Below are 18,880 nucleotides of genomic sequence, written 5' to 3'. Positions count from 1 at the left end.
AAGCAATCACAAAAAAGGCGCTAATCTTGTCAAAAACTTTCAGAAAATATAGGTGTTTAAGTAAAAAAACCATAAAACACATATTTATTATTGGTCGTCTCTCTTTTTTTAGTGGCGTTATTTGTATAATGAAAGCTATCTGGTTAATTTTGGAGTAAATAAAATTAATCATCGCTAACGCGTTAATTTGCTATTTTCAACGGATAAAACTTTGATACTACTTATTGATAACTACGATTCTTTTACCTTTAATATTTATGATTACCTATGCCGAGCGGGTGCCAATGTTGGGGTTATCAAAAATGATGAAAAAACCATTGCACAGTTAAAACAGCTCGCGTTTTCTAAAATTGTTATTTCACCGGGACCGGGCGAGCCAAATAGTGCTGGCATCTCGCTGGCTGTAGTTGATGAGTTTGCCGGAAAATGCCCAATACTTGGGATCTGTTTAGGTCATCAAATCATTGCGCAATATTATGGTTATTCAATTATCAAAGCGCCGATGCCAATGCATGGCAAGATTGATACCATTGTCCATGATGAGCAAGGACTATTTAAAGGGCTTAAAAATCCATTGTCTGTGGTGCGCTATCATTCACTGATAGCGGATAATCAGGCAACCCCTCATCAGTCACCTTTAATGGTCACTGCCCAAAATAAGCAAGGATTAATTATGGGATTGCGCCATAAAACACAGCCGATTGAATCGGTACAATTTCACCCCGAAGCGATCAAAACTGAGTTTGGTTTACAAATGATCCACAATTTTGTTAATGAGCAACCGTAATATGAAAATTTATATCGATTTTGAAGGCGAGCGTCGTTATTTTTGCGATCCGATCAAAATAGTTAAAACCGACAATCCCAACGCTATCAAACAACAGATTGATGAGATCGAAAAGTTTACCGATCAAGGTTATTATGCGGTTGGCTATCTGGCTTATGAAAGTGCGACAGGTTTTAATTTGGCAATGAAAACCAAATCCCCTTGTAAGCATGATGCCCCTCTTGTGCTATTTGGTATTTTTGACGGCTATAGTACCCAACAACCACCCTATTTTGATGACTATACCCCGCCTACGTTTGACTTAGTCAGTGATACCACGATTGATCAATATCAGCAAAAAATAGATTATATTCGACAGCAAATCGCCTCCGGCAATACTTATCAAACTAACTATACGATTAAATTAACTGCCCCGTTTAATGATAACCCTATTGATTATTATCATTTTTTGCAAAAAAATAACCATGCCGGTTATTGTGCTTATATCGAATTTGATAATTATTGTATTTTATCCATTTCGCCGGAGCTTTTTTTTAAGTTAGATAAGCAAACTATCACCACCAAACCGATGAAGGGAACAACCCCAAGAGGCATAAGTTATCAACACGATGAGCAACAATTAGCGCTGTTAATGTCAGATAAAAATCAAGCTGAAAATATGATGATAGTTGATTTACTGCGCAATGATTTAAGCCAAATTTCCAAGCCCGGTACCGTTCACGTACCTAAGCTGTTTACCGCCGAGAAATATCCAACGGTTTGGCAGCTAACCTCCACCGTTGAAGGCCAATTAAAGCCGCAGACCAATTTATATCAAATCTTTCAAGCGCTATTTCCTTGTGGCTCAATTACCGGCGCCCCCAAAACCAGCACCATGCAAATTATTGCTAATATTGAAAACTCAGCACGAGGTGTTTACTGTGGCACTATTGGGTATATTGAACCGTTAAAAAATAAAGCCATATTTAATATTCCTATTCGCACCTTAACCATACATGATGGGCAGTTACATTATGGCGTCGGCGGTGGGATCACCTGGGATTCAACATCACAAGATGAATATGACGAGGTTTTGGCTAAAAGCGCTATTTTAACTCGCACCGCCTTCACACCGGACGCGATTATTGAGTCATTATTGCTTGAAAACGGACAAATTTGGTTGCCCGATGAGCATTTAACCCGCTTAACTCAGTCTGCGCATTATTTCGACTTTAACTGTGATATTACCAATATCAACCAGCAACTGGCTCAGATTGCTAATAGTTATGCTCAAGGTCGCTATAAATTGCGCATCGAGCAACCTGCACAAGGCAATGCATTGATCACTATCGATGCTATATCGGCGCCAATGCAGATCAATAAGCTGGCTTTTGCACCACAGTGTGTCAATAGCAATAATGTTTATCTTTATCATAAAACCAGCAATCGCCACCATTTCCCGACGTTAACAACAGGAAAAGAGTACATTAATTTCAACCAAAACGACGAGATAACCGAATTTGTCAATGGCAATATTGTTGTACTAATCAATCAACAATGGTTTACCCCTAAAATCAGTAGCGGGCTGTTGCCGGGTACTATGCGGCAATACTATTTAGACAACCAAAAAATATTGGAAAAAACCATTAGTAAAAACGAACTATTGCAAGCCGAAAAAATCGCCTTTATTAATAGTGTCAGAAAGTGGGTCGAGATTGATAACAGCGTGTTTGAAGAGTTTAAAAAAGCGTACCGATAACAATTGAATGGATATTGATTAGGTAGCACATTCCGTCAATCACGTGACGGAATGTTTAGAGCTAGCTTATTGTCTAATCGAATTAGCAAAATCGAACTCGATATCTTGCCAACCTCTTGATAGGGCTTTAACTAATGCATCATAACCATTTCTCGTCAGTGGAACATGGCGCTCAAAAGCTTTAGTATAGAGTCTATCTCTGCTATCACCCACTACCCAGCGACCTTTTATCACTGCATCACCGGTATAACTACCGTAAAAAGCATCAATATAGAGTTTTACTCTAAGTGTTGGCGTTGCGATAGCTTGATTTGATACCAAATAATTTGGCAACAATCGCATTAAGTCTTGTTCTAAACGATCGCGTAATTGTTGCGAAAGTGTTGATACCCATAAATGGTTATTGGCAGTAACATAATTTATGTCTCTTGTTTGCAAAACAATGCCCGGTTTATTGAGAAAATCAGCAACTTCAACCGACTCAATCCACATAAAGTTTTTCTTGGTTTGCATAGTTTGGGTAAGCACATTACTAATGTTACTGGAAAGTTGATAATAACTTTTACCAATCGATTTCGATGAACAGCCGGCTAATAACCCGGTTGTCGTTAAACATGCCGTGACAACTAACGTCTTGATAAATTTATTCATTGTTTATTCCTCTTGCTTTAGGTTCTTCGTCTTTTTTATTTGGGGCTGAAAAAATCAACGCATTACTTTTACTGTTAAGCGTCTTAAGTAACGGTGTTAATTCATCCATAACCTGTTGAGCTTTTTGTAAACTCTCTTTCATCTGGTTATTCAGTTCTGAACCCGGTTGCAATCCTTTCATGGTTTCATTTAAAGACCGTATTGTCTTTTGTAACTCTTTTGGCATATTTTGCATCTCTTTACTCGCCATAATTTTATTTAATGAATCCATTAAACGCTGGCTTGACGCTAAGGATTGATTAAACTCAGTCATGGTGTTATTGAGTGGTAAATTATTAAAATTATCCAATAGATGCAATATTTTAGCTTGTATTTGAGCAAATCCGGTCGACGTTGCTTCAATGGTATCGTAACCATATTGATGCGCTAAATTTGGATCGTATTTATCTTTTAAGTCAGGATAAAAATCCAAATCAATATACAGCGCACCAGTGAACATGTTTGAGGTTTTCAATGAAGCTCTTAAACCATTTTTTTGCTCTTCAATAATCAAATTGGCAATGTCAATTTTATCATCGACTAATTCCGATAAACGATCCGGCTCTATTCTAATTAACACCGGCACTTTTTGATTTAAAATTGACGTGCTTTTCAACATATCCGGGGTATAAAACGGAACTTTGCTCACGGTACCAAGTCTTATACCATGATACTCAACGGATGTTCCTTCAGATAATCCCGATATTGAATCATTAAGCATGATAAGAAACTCTTTATAATTGGTATATTGAGAATCTTGAATTGATTTTTTACCTTCATACAATTTATACACATCGTACTGCTTAGCTGGGTTGCCTAATTTTGCGCCGTCAGGTAAGTCAAAACTAATACCACCGGACATAAGGACATCTAAAGAAGGTAAATCAAGGCTGGCACCTTGAGAAGATAACGAGAAATTAACGCCCCCTTCTTTCCAAAATCTGACATTTTCGGTTACTAACGAGTCATAAGGTGTAGTGATAAAAACTTGATATTTCATTCTTCGGTTTTCGACATCAAATTCAGAGGTTTCGACATTACCAACACGATAACCTTTAAACATCACCGAAGCACCACGAGGAACAACCCCATTTTGATCGCTCTCTAAATATAATCGAATACCTTTTATACTTGGGTCAGATAATGGCGGGTTATCAGATAGGGTAAAAGGATTATTTTTGAAACTATGTGTATCATTGCCGGCGGCTAATTCAATATAGACGCCCGATAAAATAGTACCTAAGCCGGTCACACCATCGCGACCAATTTCGGGTTTAACCACCCAAAAGATAGAATCATTTTTTAACAAAGGTTCCATATCATTATAGATACGACCTTTGATGACAACTTGTTTAAAATCGTCAGACAGGGTAACTTCATCGACAATACCCACATCGACACTCCGATTTTTTATCACCGTTTTACCGGCCACAATGCCACTTGCATCTTTTGCCAGTAAAGTAAAAGAGGTGCCTCGGTCAGCAAAATGAGAATAGATAATCCAAAGCCCAACAATGGCTGTAACAATAGGAATAATCCATATTGCTGAAATGGCTCTAATTTTAATAATTTTTGCTGATTTACTTGTTGTTACCATATTATTCCTATTATTTTATTTTTTTATCGGTGTGATCCCAAATTAAACGAGGATCAAACTTTTGCGATGCGATCATAGTAATAATGACCACCGTTGCAAAAAAAGTCACACCAATATCGGGATAAACGCCCATCATTTGTTGGCTTCTGACTAATGAGCAGACGACTGATACAACAAAAATGTCAATCATTGACCATTTACCAATAAATTCAACCGCATTATATAATTTCTTCATTTTTAGGCAATCGTGTTTATTTTTATGTTTCACTGCTAAAGCAAAATAACAAAGCCAGCTTAATGATATGATCTTTAAAATGGGAATCACCACACTGGCGGTAAAAATCACCAAAGCAACAGGGATATCGCCCGCTTGCCACATATATATCACCCCATCCATAATGGTCGATGAAGATGACGAGCCAAACACGACAGTTATCATAATCCCAAATACATTCGCCGGGATGTAAATAATTAAAGAGGTAACCAATAGCGCTATTGTCCACTGTATTTTGCTTCGCCCTCTTAGTTCACTCTTTTGTTTACATCTTGGGCATTTAGCATAATGTGCCGGCAAAATAGCCTGGCAACAGGTACAAAGTTTTAAATGTTGGCTAATACCGGTTTTGCCTGTCTTTAAGGTATTAGATGCAAAATTATTGGTAAGAATCTCATTCCAAATCGTTTCGGGCGTAAAAATAACCGTGGCTTTAATATAAAAAAAGACAAATAAACAAAACGCCCAAAAAGTCCCGGTTACACCGATATTGCCATAACTCATCAATTTAACAAAACTCACCAACACACCAGTCAGAAAAATTTCCGGCATACACCAGTGTTGAAATTTTTCATAAACAATTAGAAAATCCCGTTTACGATACTTTGTTAAAGTTAACTTCGAGCAGAGTAAAATAATAATTAATAAGTTTAATACAGGAAAAACTAATACGAAAAAAATAAACAACGCTGAAATATAACTATATTTATCTACATATAAGATCTGAGGAATGTCTAAAACACTCACGCCATTAAAATTACCGACTAATCGTATATCAATAAAGATAAAGCCGCAGGCGATAATAATCATAATTAAAGAACAAATTGCATACATGCTTGCTCGTAATTTCATCTGAATATTATTTTTAGCTAAGGTGGTATGACATCGCGGGCAAATGGCTTTGTGCCCCATACCAACATTTGTCAGTTCAATGACTAAATCACAATGCGAACATAAAGCATAATGTTGTTTATCAAAGACCATTATTTAATTTCATCTCTTAGATTGATATTTATATGTAAAGATATTTCAGAATAGTATAACGTTTATGTAGAAAACTGAATAATTAAATTTTATACAGCAATGAAGAGTGATCACCACTTTAATCGATTATAAATGATTAAAACTTATCCATTCATCATATCAAATGGTGTTTTTTAAAGAAAGTGTTAACGGTAAAAATCGTCAAAATTGATTATTTTAGCTTGGTGATTATCGACCTTTTAGCTCATCCAATCTCATTACCAATAAAAGGTGACGGTTAAATGGCGTGTTGATAAATATTGTTACAATGACGGTCGTTCAAATTGTGGTAAAATGGTTCGATTTTCTACACGTAATATCCGTTAGCTTGTCAGATCACATATAGCCTGTCTCTCTATTAATCCCCGACTTCACCAATAAGCATTAACTAAATGATTAATGTGTATAAAAAAAGCTTGATACTGTATAACAATACAGTATAATATGCCTCATATCCTTACTCATTGGAATTTTATAATATGAATGAAAACAAACAACGTGCACTTTCAGCTGCATTAAGTCAAATCGAAAAACAATTTGGTAAAGGTTCAATTATGCGTTTAGGTGATACCCAAACGCTAGATGTTGATGCGGTTTCTACTGGCTCCTTAGGACTCGATATAGCACTAGGTATCGGTGGTTTGCCAATGGGTAGAATCGTTGAAATCTTTGGGCCAGAATCTTCCGGTAAAACAACACTAACCTTATCGGTTATTGCGCAAGCCCAAAAAGAAGGGAAAACATGTGCATTTATTGATGCTGAACATGCATTAGATCCAATTTATGCTGCTAAATTAGGCGTGCAAGTTGATGATCTATTAGTTTCACAACCTGATACTGGCGAACAAGCACTAGAAATTTGTGATGCACTGGTTCGCTCTGGTGCTGTTGATGTCATTATTGTTGACTCCGTTGCTGCATTAACACCAAAAGCCGAAATCGAAGGCGAAATGGGTGACTCTCATATGGGCTTACAAGCAAGATTGATGTCTCAAGCATTACGAAAATTAACCGCCAATATTAAAAACGCCAACTGCTTAGTTGTTTTCATTAACCAAATTCGTATGAAAATCGGCGTTATGTTCGGTAATCCGGAAACAACAACGGGTGGTAATGCCCTAAAATTCTACGCCTCTGTGCGTTTAGATATCCGTCGTACCGGTGCTGTTAAAGAAGGCGAAGATGTGATTGGTAGTGATACCCGTGTCAAAGTCGTTAAAAATAAAGTGGCGGCGCCATTTAGACAAGCTGAATTCCAAATTCTTTATGGTTGTGGTATCTCCAAAGAAGGCGAATTAATTGATTTAGGTGTTAAACATAAATTAGTGGATAAAGCTGGTGCTTGGTACAGCTATAACGGTGAAAAAGTTGGTCAAGGTAAAGCTAATTCCATTAAGTTTTTACAAGAACACCCTGAAGTTGCTAACGAACTAGAAGCCAAACTTCGTGACTTATTACTCAACAGCCCAGCGGTATTTTCTGCTGACGACCAAGAGACAATAACCGAGGAAGAAAGCTTTTAATAATGGACCAAAAGCTCGATAAATCAATTTTAAATAAAGCTGTGCAATTACTTGCACAGCGTGATCACTCATCCTACGAATTAACCCAAAAACTCGTCTTGTTTTTTTCCCGAAAATTAAATCGTGATGATGAAGATTATCCGGAACTTAAACAGCAATTAAAACAAGAGATTAGCCACACAATTGAATATTGCATTTGTCAAAATTGGATAAATGATACACAATATATCGAAAAATACATTACCATGCGCGCTAACAAAGGTTATGGCAGACAAAAAATCGCAGTTGAGTTAAAACAACGTGGTTTACCAGAACAGGTAAGCCGTCAGCTTTTGAATGCATCGGATATTGATTGGGCAGCGCTGGCTTATCAACAATTACAGAAAAAGTTTAAACAAATCGATCTTAAAAATAATCTGCAAAAACAAAAAAGTATTCAGTTTTTAATTTACCGAGGTTATACACAAAGTGATGTAAAAACTATGTATACTTTATTGACTTAAATAAGTATAGTCCCTACAATACAACACATAAAACTAAGCCGTACCCATTACGAATAAAGCTCGCTAGATCATTTAATTTTATTCCTTATTTACTTATAAAAGTAACTAGATCAACCGCTGTAATAAGAATATTTACTTTTCAACTTAAGTTGTAACGGGTATATTACTATGTTTAAAAATTTATCGTTTAATATGGAAGCATAAATGAAAAGTACTGCAGAAATTCGTCAAAGTTTTCTTGACTTTTTCCATAGCAAAGGACACGAAATTGTCGCAAGTAGTTCCCTTGTTCCACACAATGATCCAACTCTTTTATTTACAAATGCGGGAATGAATCAATTTAAAGATGTTTTTCTCGGTATTGATAAACGCCCTTATACCAGAGCAACGACATCACAACGTTGTGTTCGTGCAGGCGGTAAACATAATGATTTAGATAACGTTGGTTATACAGCTCGTCACCATACATTTTTTGAAATGCTTGGAAATTTTAGTTTCGGTGACTATTTTAAACGTGACGCAATCCATTTTGCCTGGGAATTATTAACCAGCAAACAGTGGTTTAATTTACCGAAAGAAAAACTAACCGTCACTGTTTATGCTACCGATGATGAAGCTTACGATATCTGGCAAAATGAGATTGGTGTACCACAAGAGCGCATAATTCGCATCGGCGATAACAAAGGTGCGCCGTATGCATCAGATAACTTCTGGCAAATGGGTGATACCGGCCCTTGTGGTCCTTGTACTGAAATTTTCTATGACCATGGCGATCATATTTATGGTGGCCCACCGGGTAGTGCCGATGAAGACGGTGACAGATTTATCGAGATTTGGAATCTGGTGTTTATGCAATTCAATCGCTTACCAGATGGCACCATGGAGCCACTACCTAAACCGTCGGTTGATACCGGCATGGGCTTAGAACGTATAGCCGCCGTTTTACAGCATGTCAATTCTAATTACGATATTGACCTGTTTAAAAAGTTAATTAAAGATGCTGCTGAAATTATTCAGACCAACGACTTAGAAAGTAAATCATTACGTGTTATTGCCGACCATATTCGCTCTTGCGCGTTTTTAGTATCTGACGGTGTGGTGCCGTCTAATGAAGGTCGTGGTTACGTTTTACGTCGCATTATTCGCCGAGCAGTACGCCACGGGCATATGCTAGGTGCTAAAGATATATTCTTCTATAAATTAGTGAAATCACTAATTGAAGTTATGGGTAGTGCTGCGGTTGAGTTAGCCAAAAACCAAAAATTGGTTGAAGACACCCTTAAAATTGAAGAAGAACAGTTCTTAAAAACGCTTGAACGCGGTTTATTGATGTTAGATCAAGAACTAGGTAAAATCTCAGATTCTGTCTTACCTGGCGATGTGGCGTTTAAACTTTATGATACTTATGGATTCCCATTAGATTTAACGGCTGATGTTTGTCGAGAAAAAAATATCACTATCGATGAAGACGGATTTAATCGATGCATGGAAGAGCAACGTAAACGTGCTCGTGAATCAAGTTCTTTTAGTGTTGATTATAGTAACGTCATTAAGCTCGACGACCAAACAGAGTTTTTAGGTTACCAAGCCACAGAAGCATCCGGCAAAGTGATCGCAATTTTCCAAAATGGCCAAAAAGTTCAAAGTATTGATAGCGGCGAACAAGCCATTGTTGTTTTAGACAAAACGCCATTTTATGGCGAATCAGGCGGCCAAGTGGGTGATAAAGGCTTACTAACGGCTGCAAACCTTGAGTTTAAAGTTACCGACAGTCAAAAATATGGTAAAAGCATTGGCCATATAGGTAAGATCGTTAAAGGATCTTTAAAAGTTGGTGATATAGTGACTGCAGCTATTGATATTGAAATACGTGATCGTATTCGTCGTAATCATTCAGCAACACATTTACTGCAAGCAGCACTACAACAAATTTTAGGTAATCATGTTCATCAGAAAGGTTCATTAGTTAATGACAGCTATCTGCGTTTTGACTTTTCACATAATCAAGCCATTACGCCGGAGCAGATCACTGAAATTGAAAACCTTGTCAATCAACAAATACGTCGTAATTTGATAGTAGATATTGAATTAATGCCAATTCAAGATGCTAAAGATAGAGGTGCTATGGCGTTATTTGGTGAAAAGTATGAGGATATAGTTAGGGTTCTGACAATGGGTGATTTCTCAATTGAACTTTGTGGAGGAACACACGTAGATAGAACTGGAGATATAGGATTATTTAAAATAACTTCTGAATCAAGCATTGCATCAGGAGTACGTCGTATTGAGGCTACAACCGGTCAAAATGCGATGGATTATATTCACCATGAATCTCATTTGTTAACGCAAATTGGACAATTGGTAAAAAGTGATAAAGCAGCCTTATTATCACGAATTGAGCAAATGCTCGAACAAACAAAACTGTTAGAAAAAACCATTGAACAGTTAAAAGCACAAAAAGCTAGCCAACAAAGTGCGCAATTACTGGATCAATGCATAACAGTTAATAATAAAAATATACTAATTGCTAAACTTGATAACGTCGAAGCTAAATTATTACGCTCAATGATTGATGATCTTAAAAATCAATTAAAAACCGGTGTTATTATTTTAGCGGCTGTTAACGACGGTAAAATCAATTTAGCGGCTGGTGTTACCAATGACTTAATCGGTATTGTTAAAGCTGGCGAATTAGTTTCTCAATTAGCATTAAAAGTAGGTGGTAAGGGCGGTGGGCGGCCTGATTTCGCCCAAGCAGGTGGAATGGATCTTTCGGCGTTACCAGAAGCGTTATCTTCTGTAAAAAAGGAAATCAGTAATAAATTACAAGCAAGTTAGCCAGATATACTCAAGTGATTGTTAATTAAACATTGGGTATATTCTGTAAAATTCCGTCTTTCTGTCTTATTGATGGAAGGCTGACGAAGCTATATCTTAAAATTGTTTGGATATATACTTAACTGATATTAGGAGATCTAATGTTAATTTTAACTAGGAGAGTAGGTGAAACACTTATCATTGGTGACGATGTTGTTATTACCATTTTAGGCGTGAAGGGTAATCAGGTCAGAATTGGTATTAACGCACCTAAAGAAGTTTCTATTCATAGAGAAGAAATCTACAATAGAATTCATCAATCGCAAGACAAAAATGATGAATCTACTGAGCCCAAAGAGTAATATTGGGCAGGAAATAAACAACTAGCGCGCATAAGCGAAAAAATGTTTGACTTATTTTTTCTAGAACGTAATATGTGCGCCACACATTATGATTTTGTTCAAACATAATCGTAGTTGTTTTGGTGAGATGGCCGAGAGGCTGAAGGCGCTCCCCTGCTAAGGGAGTATGCGGTCAAAAGCTGCATCGAGGGTTCGAATCCCTCTCTCACCGCCATTTTTAAAAAATTAAAATATGCATCCGTAGCTCAGCTGGATAGAGTACCCGGCTACGAACCGGGCGGTCAGGGGTTCGAATCCCTTCGGATGCACCATTTTAAAAAATTCAAAACGCATCCGTAGCTCAGCTGGATAGAGTACCCGGCTACGAACCGGGCGGTCAGGGGTTCGAATCCCTTCGGATGCACCATTTTTTTTACGAACTTGCACGCATCCGTAGCTCAGCTGGATAGAGCACTCGGCTTCGAACCGAGCGGTCAGGGGTTCGAATCCCTTCGGGTGCGCCATTTAAGCATCCTAAAAACCTTCTTCAATTTATAATGCCAATTAAACGTTATATTGAATATCATAGGATATACTCATTAACAATGCTATTTACTTTTTACAGCTTATTAGGAATACAAACTATTTTAAAAACGTTGAATGCTATAAATCACTATACAAAGCTTTTTCTGTTTCCCCTTAAATATTACCCTACCCGCTCTTAAAAAGCTTCGTACAAGCTTAAATTTTAAATTGGCAATAATAAAATTAAAGTACATCGACTTAAAAAAATAAAGTTATAAAAAGAACATCAAGGACAAACGAAAATAATTACTTAAAAGCTTTGTTTATACTTTCAATGATGAAATTAAAGAATTAAATATTGAGAAGCCAATATATTGAATATTTGATATGACATGCATGTATCACTGAAACTGTTGGGTATTTATTAGAATACAATCTTGTATTTATAATAAACTGACGTTGTCAGCTTTTAATTCACCGTAACTTTATTCTTTATGCATGAGAAGAAATAACTGAAAGCATTACACTGCCTATTGCCAGAATGAACAAAAACCAAAATACAAGGGTAATGACTCCACAAACTATTCCTACCGTTGCAAAACCGGAACCCCTTTTATTACTAGCTTTTATATCACTCTTAGCAACTGCACTTAATACTATAGCTATAACAGCTAATATAATGCTTATATGACCGAGAGGAATTAGTGATATAATTCCACAAGTCATCCCAGCTATAGCTAAACCACTTATTACTTGATATTGTCGTTGATTCACTTATCTTTTGCTCCGTAAAGGTTTCGAAAAGTAAGACAAAATGTGACTAAGTATATTATTATCGGTTTAGCAGATCAATTCAAGATAGATTCCACTTTACCAATGCAAATGATAATAATTTATTTTTTCCATTAAATATTTTTATAAGATTTGGATCAGCAAAAGTATACATATAACATTAAATAAATGGGTTAAAAGTTGATTTACACTATGAAATACAGAAAAATAGACTTCAACTACAGAATGTAGCATTGGTATTATAAATTTTACTAAAAAATGATTGTTAATAACTTGTATTTGTTTTTTCTTTTATGAATAATAGTCAAGATAAAATATTCAGCAGTATAAGTAAGAAAAAATAGTTTTATAAAAATTATTTTTATCCAATTGAACTACATAGATTGACGAACATCAGTTAGATTTTTTTGGGTGTACCGCTTCGGTTGAATCCCGATATAAATCGAGTATACTAAGCTCACATTTTAAATATTTATATTTAGTCTGCTTTTTTTATTTTAAATATACTCGTTGCTATAATAAAATAACCATTAAAGTAGATAGATACCTTTAATTAATCATAATGGACTTTTTTTATGTTGGACCCAAATTTACTTCGAAATGAATTGGATCTTGTCGCTAAAAAATTAGCACGTCGTGGATTTAAGTTAGATGTTGATACCCTAGGTCAACTAGAAGAGAAACGCAAAGTATTACAAGTTGAAACTGAAAGCTTACAAGCAGAGCGTAATGCTCGTTCTAAAGCTATTGGTGAAGCTAAAGCACGTGGCGAGGATATTACTGCCGTACGTGAAGAAGTGAATAAACTCGGCGATAAACTCAATACCGCTAAAGCAGAGCTTGAAATCCTGCTTAACCAAATCAAAGATATTGCCGCAAACATACCAAATATCCCTGATGATTCTGTGCCGGACGGTAAAGACGAAAATGATAACGTTGAGATCTCACGTTTTGGTACGCCAAGAACTTTCGACTTTCCTGTTCAAGACCATGTCGCATTAGGCGAGCGTTTTGGCGGTCTCGACTTTGCAGCAGGGGTTAAGCTTACCGGCGCACGCTTTGTTGTAATGCGTTCGCAAATTGCTCGTTTACATCGTGCGATTACTCAGTTCATGTTAGATCTGCACACTGAGCAACATGGCTACGCTGAAATCTATGTACCTTACCTTGTTAACAAAGCAACCCTATTTGGTACTGGTCAATTACCGAAATTTGCCGGTGATTTGTTCCATACGAAACCTTTAGATGAAGAGGCCGATAGCAGTAATTATGCATTAATTCCGACCGCAGAAGTGCCGGTAACTAACTTAGTGCGTGATGAGATACTTGATGAAAGCCAGCTTCCGATGAAAATGACTGCTCATACACCTTGTTTCCGTTCTGAAGCAGGCTCTTATGGCAAAGATACCCGTGGCTTAATTCGTATGCATCAGTTTGATAAAGTCGAACTTGTGCAAATTGTTAAACCGGAAGAATCAATGAAAGCTTTAGAAGAGCTGACAGCGCATGCGGAAAAGGTTTTACAGCTACTTGAATTGCCATACCGTAAAATCGTATTGTGTACTGGCGATATGGGCTTTGGTTCATGCAAAACTTACGATCTTGAAGTTTGGGTACCGGCTCAAAACACTTATCGAGAAATCTCGTCTTGTTCTAATATGTGGGATTTCCAAGCTCGCCGAATGCAAGCTCGATATCGTAATAAAGCGGATAACAAAACCTATTTAGTCCATACCTTAAATGGCTCTGGATTAGCTGTTGGGCGTACATTAGTGGCAATCATGGAAAACTACCAACAGGCAGACGGAAGCATTAAAGTTCCTTCTGTTTTAGTGCCATATATGAATGGTGTTGAAGTGATAGGTTAACCCTGTTATTTACTAAAAGTTTGCTTACTTCATTTTAGCGCTATTAATTAGCGCTATTTTTTTATGAAAGGTGAAAAAATGATTAAAGGTGTTGTTCTTTCAATACTCGCATCATGCCTTTTTGGCTTACTTTACTATTATCCGGTTTTACTACAGCCTCTTCCTGTGGTTGACATCTTTTGCTGGCGTTTATTAACCTCGTTTCCAGCCATAGTAGTGTTAGTCTTTATTGAACACCAGTGGCCTGCAATTGGGGCTCTATTTAAGCGTATTAGAGAGCAACCGATGATTTTAGTCGGATTGATCTTTTCCTCCCTATTGTTAACTATTCAGATGTTAATTTTCATTTGGGCACCGCTTAATGGGCATGGATTATCGGCTTCTTTAGGCTATTTCTTATTACCATTAACCATGGTGATTTCAGGTCAGATTTTTTACCAGGAAAAACTCAGCTTTTTGCAAAAAATTGCCGTTTGCCTTGCTGCTATCGGCGTAGCCGTTGAAATCTATACCACAGGCGCATTTTCGTGGGAAACAGCAGTGGTTGCATTGGGTTACCCCATTTACTTTATTACACGCCGTAAATTGCAAATAGAAGGGATTTGTGGCACCTTTTCCGACTTCTTTTTTATATTTATTGGCTGCGTGATTTATTTCGCCTTTAATTACCCATTTAGCCAGATTGTGAGAGATATTACGCACTTTCACATTTTTATCCCAATGCTGGGGATCATTACTGCTATCGCTTTTGCTATGTACTTTTTAGCAAGACGACTATTACCTTTGGGATTATTTGGTTTGCTTGGATATGTTGAACCCGTTTTATTAACGCTTGTGTCAGTCCTATTTTTGCATGAATCGATCTCGGCACAACATATTATCTCTTACGGCTTTATTTGGTTGTCAGTATGTGTACTTGCGTTGGAGGGAACGATTTTTGTTTTGCGGGCAATAAAGCGTAAAAGAATTAAATAAAAAAGGATAGCAACTAAAAAGGTACCCTAGCTGGTACCTTTTTTATTATCATGTTATTTACTAAATGTAACCGATTGACCATAACTTTCTATGATCTGTTGTATTCTGTCTAAGGTTTCTCGTGGTGGCGCCTCTACCCCTTCTAACTGATATTTATCCCCTATTGTATCCCATTTGTAAGCGCCCATTTTATGATAGGGTAATAACTCTACTCGCTCAATATTCTCCATACCTTGAATAAATTGCCCTAAAAGATGTGCTGAATTATCATCATCAGTCCACCCCGGAACGACCACATATCGTATCCATGTTCGCTTATTAATTTTTTGTAGATATTTAGCAAACTCGAGCACACGTTTATTAGGTACGCCAACTAGTTTCTGATGTATTTCATCATTGATTTGTTTAAGATCTAACATGACTAAGTCTGTCACTTCCATAAGTGCTTCAACTGTGTGATCTAACTGTCTTGCATAACCATTGGTATCTAAGCATGTATGAATACCTTCTTGATGACAAGCTTTAAACCATTCAGTAATAAACTCAGATTGTAGTGTCGCTTCGCCGCCAGAAGCGGTTACGCCCCCGCCATTAGGCATAATAAAACTTTTGTAAGTAACGATCTCTTTCATCAGTTCGTCAACAGTGACTTCACGGCCAGCTTTTAAATCCCAGGTATCTCGGTTGTGGCAGTACAAGCAACGCATCAAGCAACCCTGAAAAAAAACAATGAAACGTATACCCGGCCCATCTACAGTACCAAATGACTCATAGGAGTGGATGCGACCTTTGATTGGTTGCTTTGTTGTCATAATAATATTTTGTTCCATAAAAGTTCTCTAGTAATTGCTCATATTACTTTTTTTATCGTTTTAGGTATTTTAACTCATATGATACTTTCTTACACCAATTGTATTAATCGGATAATCGCTTATTAAAACCAATGATGAAAATAACGCTCAATATCGGTTAAAAAACGCTATTTTTTTATAGCGTTGTTATGGTGTTTGCAAAGTTTAAGCTTATGCTGATAAAAAAATAGCGCCTTAGTGAGGCGCTATTTCAAGTCAGTATCAGTTAACTAAATTACATTGATTGAGTAAAAGTACGTGTAATAACGTCTTTTTGTTGTTCTTTAGTTAATGAGTTAAAACGTACTGCATATCCAGAAACACGAATAGTTAATTGTGGATATTTTTCAGGATGTTCCATTGCATCTAATAATGTTTCACGGTTTAAAACGTTAACATTTAAGTGCTGACCACCTTCAACAGTTGCTTCGTGGTGGAAGTAACCATCCATTAAACCAGCTAAGTTACGTTTACGTGCACTATCATCTTTACCTAACGCATTTGGTACGATAGAGAATGTATAAGAAATACCGTCTTTAGCATAAGCAAATGGTAGTTTAGCAACAGATGTTAATGAAGCAACCGCACCTTTTTGGTCACGTCCGTGCATTGGGTTAGCACCTGGTCCAAATGGTGCACCAGCACGACGACCGTCTGGAGTGTTACCTGTTTTCTTACCATAAACAACGTTTGAAGTAATGGTTAAAACAGATTGTGTAGGAATTGCATTACGATAAGTTTTAAGTTTTTGAATTTTCTTCATGAAACGTTCAACTAAATCAACTGCGATATCATCTACACGTGGATCATTGTTACCGAATTGTGGGTATTCACCTTCGATTTCAAAATCTACAGCTAAACCGTCTTCATCACGAATTGTTTTCACTTTTGCATATTTAATAGCAGATAATGAGTCAGCAGCAACCGATAGACCAGCAATACCACATGCCATTGTACGAATAACGTCACGATCGTGTAGTGCCATTAATGATGCTTCGTAGCTGTATTTGTCATGCATATAGTGAATTGCATTTAGTGCAGTTACGTATTGTTTTGCTAACCAATCCATAAAGTGATCTAAACGAGCAAATACTTTGTCAAAATCAAGGTATTCGTCAGTGATTGGATCTTCTTTTGGTCCAACTTGCATTTTAAGTTTTTCGTCCACACCGCCATTGATTGCGTATAGAAGAGTTTTAGCAAGGTTGGCACGTGCGCCGAAGAATTGCATTTGTTTACCAACAATCATCGGGCTTACACAACATGCGATTGCATAGTCATCGTTATTAAAGTCAGGACGCATTAAATCATCATTTTCATATTGTAATGATGAGGTATCAATAGATACTTTAGATGCGAACTCTTTAAATCCACTTGGTAACTGTTCTGACCAAAGAATAGTCATGTTAGGCTCAGGTGAAGGACCCATTGTATATAGTGTATTTAAGAAACGGAATGAAGTTTTAGTAACTAAAGTACGTCCGTCAACACCCATACCTGCGATTGATTCAGTTGCCCAAATTGGGTCACCAGAGAATAATTCATCATATTCAGGCGTACGTAAGAAACGAACCATACGTAATTTCATAACGAAATGGTCAACAATTTCTTGAGCGTCTTGTTCAGTAATTAAGCCTGCTTCAAGGTCACGTTGGAAGTAGATATCAAAGAATGTAGAAGTACGACCAAGAGACATTGCCGCACCGTTTTGAGATTTAACTGCCGCTAAGTAACCGAAGTATGTCCATTGCACCGCTTCTTGAGCTGTTTTAGCTGGACCAGAGATGTCGTAGCCATATTTAGCTGCCATTTCTTTAATTTGACCAAGAGCACGATGTTGTTCAGCGATTTCTTCACGACGTTGCATAGTCATAGCTAAGTCAACACCATTTTCGAAATCAGCTTGTAGTGAGTTGAATTGTGCAAATTTATCTTGCATTAAAAAGTCGATACCGTAAAGCGCAACACGACGGTAGTCACCAATGATACGACCACGACCATAAGCATCAGGAAGACCAGTGATAACACCTGATTTACGACAACGAAGGATATCCGGAGTATAGATGTCAAACACACCTTGGTTATGTGTTTTACGATAGTCAGTAAAGATTTTTTTGACTAATGGATCAAGCGTTCTGCTGTATGCTTTACAAGAATTCTCGATCATTTTGATTCCACCAAACGGGATAATCGCACGTTTTAATGGTTTTTCAGTTTGTAAGCCAACAATCTTTTCTAAATCTTTTTCAATGTAACCTGCATCATGAGCAGTAATTGTCGAAATAACACTTGTATCAAAATCCACAGGAGCATGGGTAGCATTTTCAACTTTAATGCCTTCCATTACCTTAGCCCATAACTTAGTTGTCGCATCCGTTGCGCCCGCTAAGAAAGACTCATCACCTTCATATGGCGTGTAGTTCTTTTGAATGAAATCGCGGACATTAACATTATTTTGCCAATCACCATCTTTAAATCCTTTCCAAGCAGTTGCTTGTACTTCGTTTAAATTACTCATAGTTTTTCACCTCAGGTTTACAAAAATATCTATCTACTCATACATAAGGGCAGATATT

The 18,880-nt window shown here is 37.0% G+C and carries 14 protein-coding genes and 4 tRNA genes; 12 read left to right on the top strand and 6 right to left on the bottom strand.

The window, feature by feature from the left end:
- Window positions 1-211: 211 nt before the first annotated feature.
- Both J3U42_RS01065 and pabB read left to right on the top strand, forming a co-directional pair.
- The gene (locus J3U42_RS01065; protein WP_267335059.1) at window positions 212-787 is read left to right on the top strand and encodes an anthranilate synthase component II; all 576 of its coding nucleotides are present in this window, start codon (window positions 212-214) and stop codon (window positions 785-787) included.
- Window position 788: 1 nt separating this feature from the next.
- Window positions 789-2,525, top strand: coding sequence for an aminodeoxychorismate synthase component I (pabB, locus tag J3U42_RS01060; RefSeq protein WP_267335057.1), 1,737 nt, complete (start codon window positions 789-791; stop codon window positions 2,523-2,525).
- A gap of 66 nt (window positions 2,526-2,591) precedes the next feature.
- Here pabB and J3U42_RS01055 read toward each other — a convergent pair whose 3' ends face one another.
- Genes J3U42_RS01055 through J3U42_RS01045 form a run of 3 tightly spaced genes read right to left on the bottom strand, consistent with a single transcriptional unit; the run spans window position 2,592 to window position 6,070 of the window.
- Window positions 2,592-3,176 (bottom strand): PqiC family protein, encoded by a 585-nt coding sequence (locus J3U42_RS01055; protein WP_220217974.1) that lies wholly within the window; start codon window positions 3,174-3,176, stop codon window positions 2,592-2,594.
- A complete protein-coding gene (gene pqiB, locus J3U42_RS01050; RefSeq protein ID WP_267335055.1) occupies window positions 3,169-4,812 on the bottom strand; it encodes an intermembrane transport protein PqiB in 1,644 nt (547 codons plus the stop codon). Before pqiB ends, J3U42_RS01055 begins: the two co-directional genes overlap by 8 nt.
- Window positions 4,813-4,822: 10 nt before the next feature.
- A complete protein-coding gene (locus J3U42_RS01045; protein WP_267335053.1) occupies window positions 4,823-6,070 on the bottom strand; it encodes a PqiA/YebS family transporter subunit in 1,248 nt (415 codons plus the stop codon).
- 518 nt (window positions 6,071-6,588) lie between these two features.
- Here J3U42_RS01045 and recA point away from each other — a divergent pair.
- The 8 genes from recA to J3U42_RS01005 all read left to right on the top strand — a co-directional run bounded on the left by recA (window position 6,589) and on the right by J3U42_RS01005 (window position 11,817).
- A complete protein-coding gene (recA, locus tag J3U42_RS01040) occupies window positions 6,589-7,632 on the top strand; it encodes a recombinase RecA (RefSeq protein ID WP_220217977.1) in 1,044 nt (347 codons plus the stop codon).
- A gap of 2 nt (window positions 7,633-7,634) precedes the next feature.
- On the top strand, window positions 7,635-8,135 hold the full coding sequence (locus tag J3U42_RS01035; protein WP_220217978.1) for a regulatory protein RecX: 501 nt from the start codon (window positions 7,635-7,637) through the stop codon (window positions 8,133-8,135).
- A gap of 204 nt (window positions 8,136-8,339) precedes the next feature.
- On the top strand, window positions 8,340-10,973 hold the full coding sequence (alaS, locus tag J3U42_RS01030) for an alanine--tRNA ligase (RefSeq protein ID WP_220217979.1): 2,634 nt from the start codon (window positions 8,340-8,342) through the stop codon (window positions 10,971-10,973).
- Window positions 10,974-11,113: 140 nt separating this feature from the next.
- The gene (gene csrA, locus J3U42_RS01025) at window positions 11,114-11,314 is read left to right on the top strand and encodes a carbon storage regulator CsrA (RefSeq protein WP_220217980.1); all 201 of its coding nucleotides are present in this window, start codon (window positions 11,114-11,116) and stop codon (window positions 11,312-11,314) included.
- Window positions 11,315-11,435: 121 nt separating this feature from the next.
- A tRNA-Ser gene (locus J3U42_RS01020) sits at window positions 11,436-11,528 on the top strand.
- A 20-nt stretch (window positions 11,529-11,548) separates the two neighbouring features.
- Window positions 11,549-11,625 (top strand) — tRNA-Arg (locus J3U42_RS01015).
- Window positions 11,626-11,643: 18 nt separating this feature from the next.
- Window positions 11,644-11,720, top strand: a tRNA-Arg gene (locus tag J3U42_RS01010).
- A gap of 20 nt (window positions 11,721-11,740) precedes the next feature.
- Window positions 11,741-11,817, top strand: a tRNA-Arg gene (locus J3U42_RS01005).
- Window positions 11,818-12,310: 493 nt separating this feature from the next.
- On the opposite strand, the gene J3U42_RS01000 is transcribed toward J3U42_RS01005, so the two are convergent.
- The gene (locus tag J3U42_RS01000) at window positions 12,311-12,592 is read right to left on the bottom strand and encodes a DUF4190 domain-containing protein (RefSeq protein ID WP_267329952.1); all 282 of its coding nucleotides are present in this window, start codon (window positions 12,590-12,592) and stop codon (window positions 12,311-12,313) included.
- Between the two features lie 593 nt (window positions 12,593-13,185).
- On the opposite strand from J3U42_RS01000, the gene serS reads away from it, so the two are divergent.
- Together serS and rarD are read left to right on the top strand one after the other, a co-directional pair.
- Complete coding sequence (gene serS / locus J3U42_RS00995) at window positions 13,186-14,478, top strand: serine--tRNA ligase (protein WP_220217982.1); 1,293 nt, start codon at window positions 13,186-13,188, stop codon at window positions 14,476-14,478.
- Window positions 14,479-14,556: 78 nt separating this feature from the next.
- Complete coding sequence (gene rarD / locus J3U42_RS00990; protein ID WP_267329951.1) at window positions 14,557-15,453, top strand: EamA family transporter RarD; 897 nt, start codon at window positions 14,557-14,559, stop codon at window positions 15,451-15,453.
- A gap of 53 nt (window positions 15,454-15,506) precedes the next feature.
- On the opposite strand, the gene pflA is transcribed toward rarD, so the two are convergent.
- On the bottom strand, window positions 15,507-16,283 hold the full coding sequence (gene pflA, locus J3U42_RS00985; protein WP_267335049.1) for a pyruvate formate lyase 1-activating protein: 777 nt from the start codon (window positions 16,281-16,283) through the stop codon (window positions 15,507-15,509).
- A 256-nt stretch (window positions 16,284-16,539) separates the two neighbouring features.
- Window positions 16,540-18,822, bottom strand: a complete 2,283-nt coding sequence (gene pflB, locus J3U42_RS00980; RefSeq protein WP_267335047.1) for a formate C-acetyltransferase — start codon at window positions 18,820-18,822, stop codon at window positions 16,540-16,542.
- Window positions 18,823-18,880: the final 58 nt, after the last annotated feature.

Source organism: Gilliamella sp. B2923 (assembly GCF_026536565.1).
Lineage (GTDB): Bacteria > Pseudomonadota > Gammaproteobacteria > Enterobacterales > Orbaceae > Gilliamella.
Note: the sequence above shows the minus strand (reverse complement) of the source record. Positions and strands in the feature narration are given on the sequence as shown.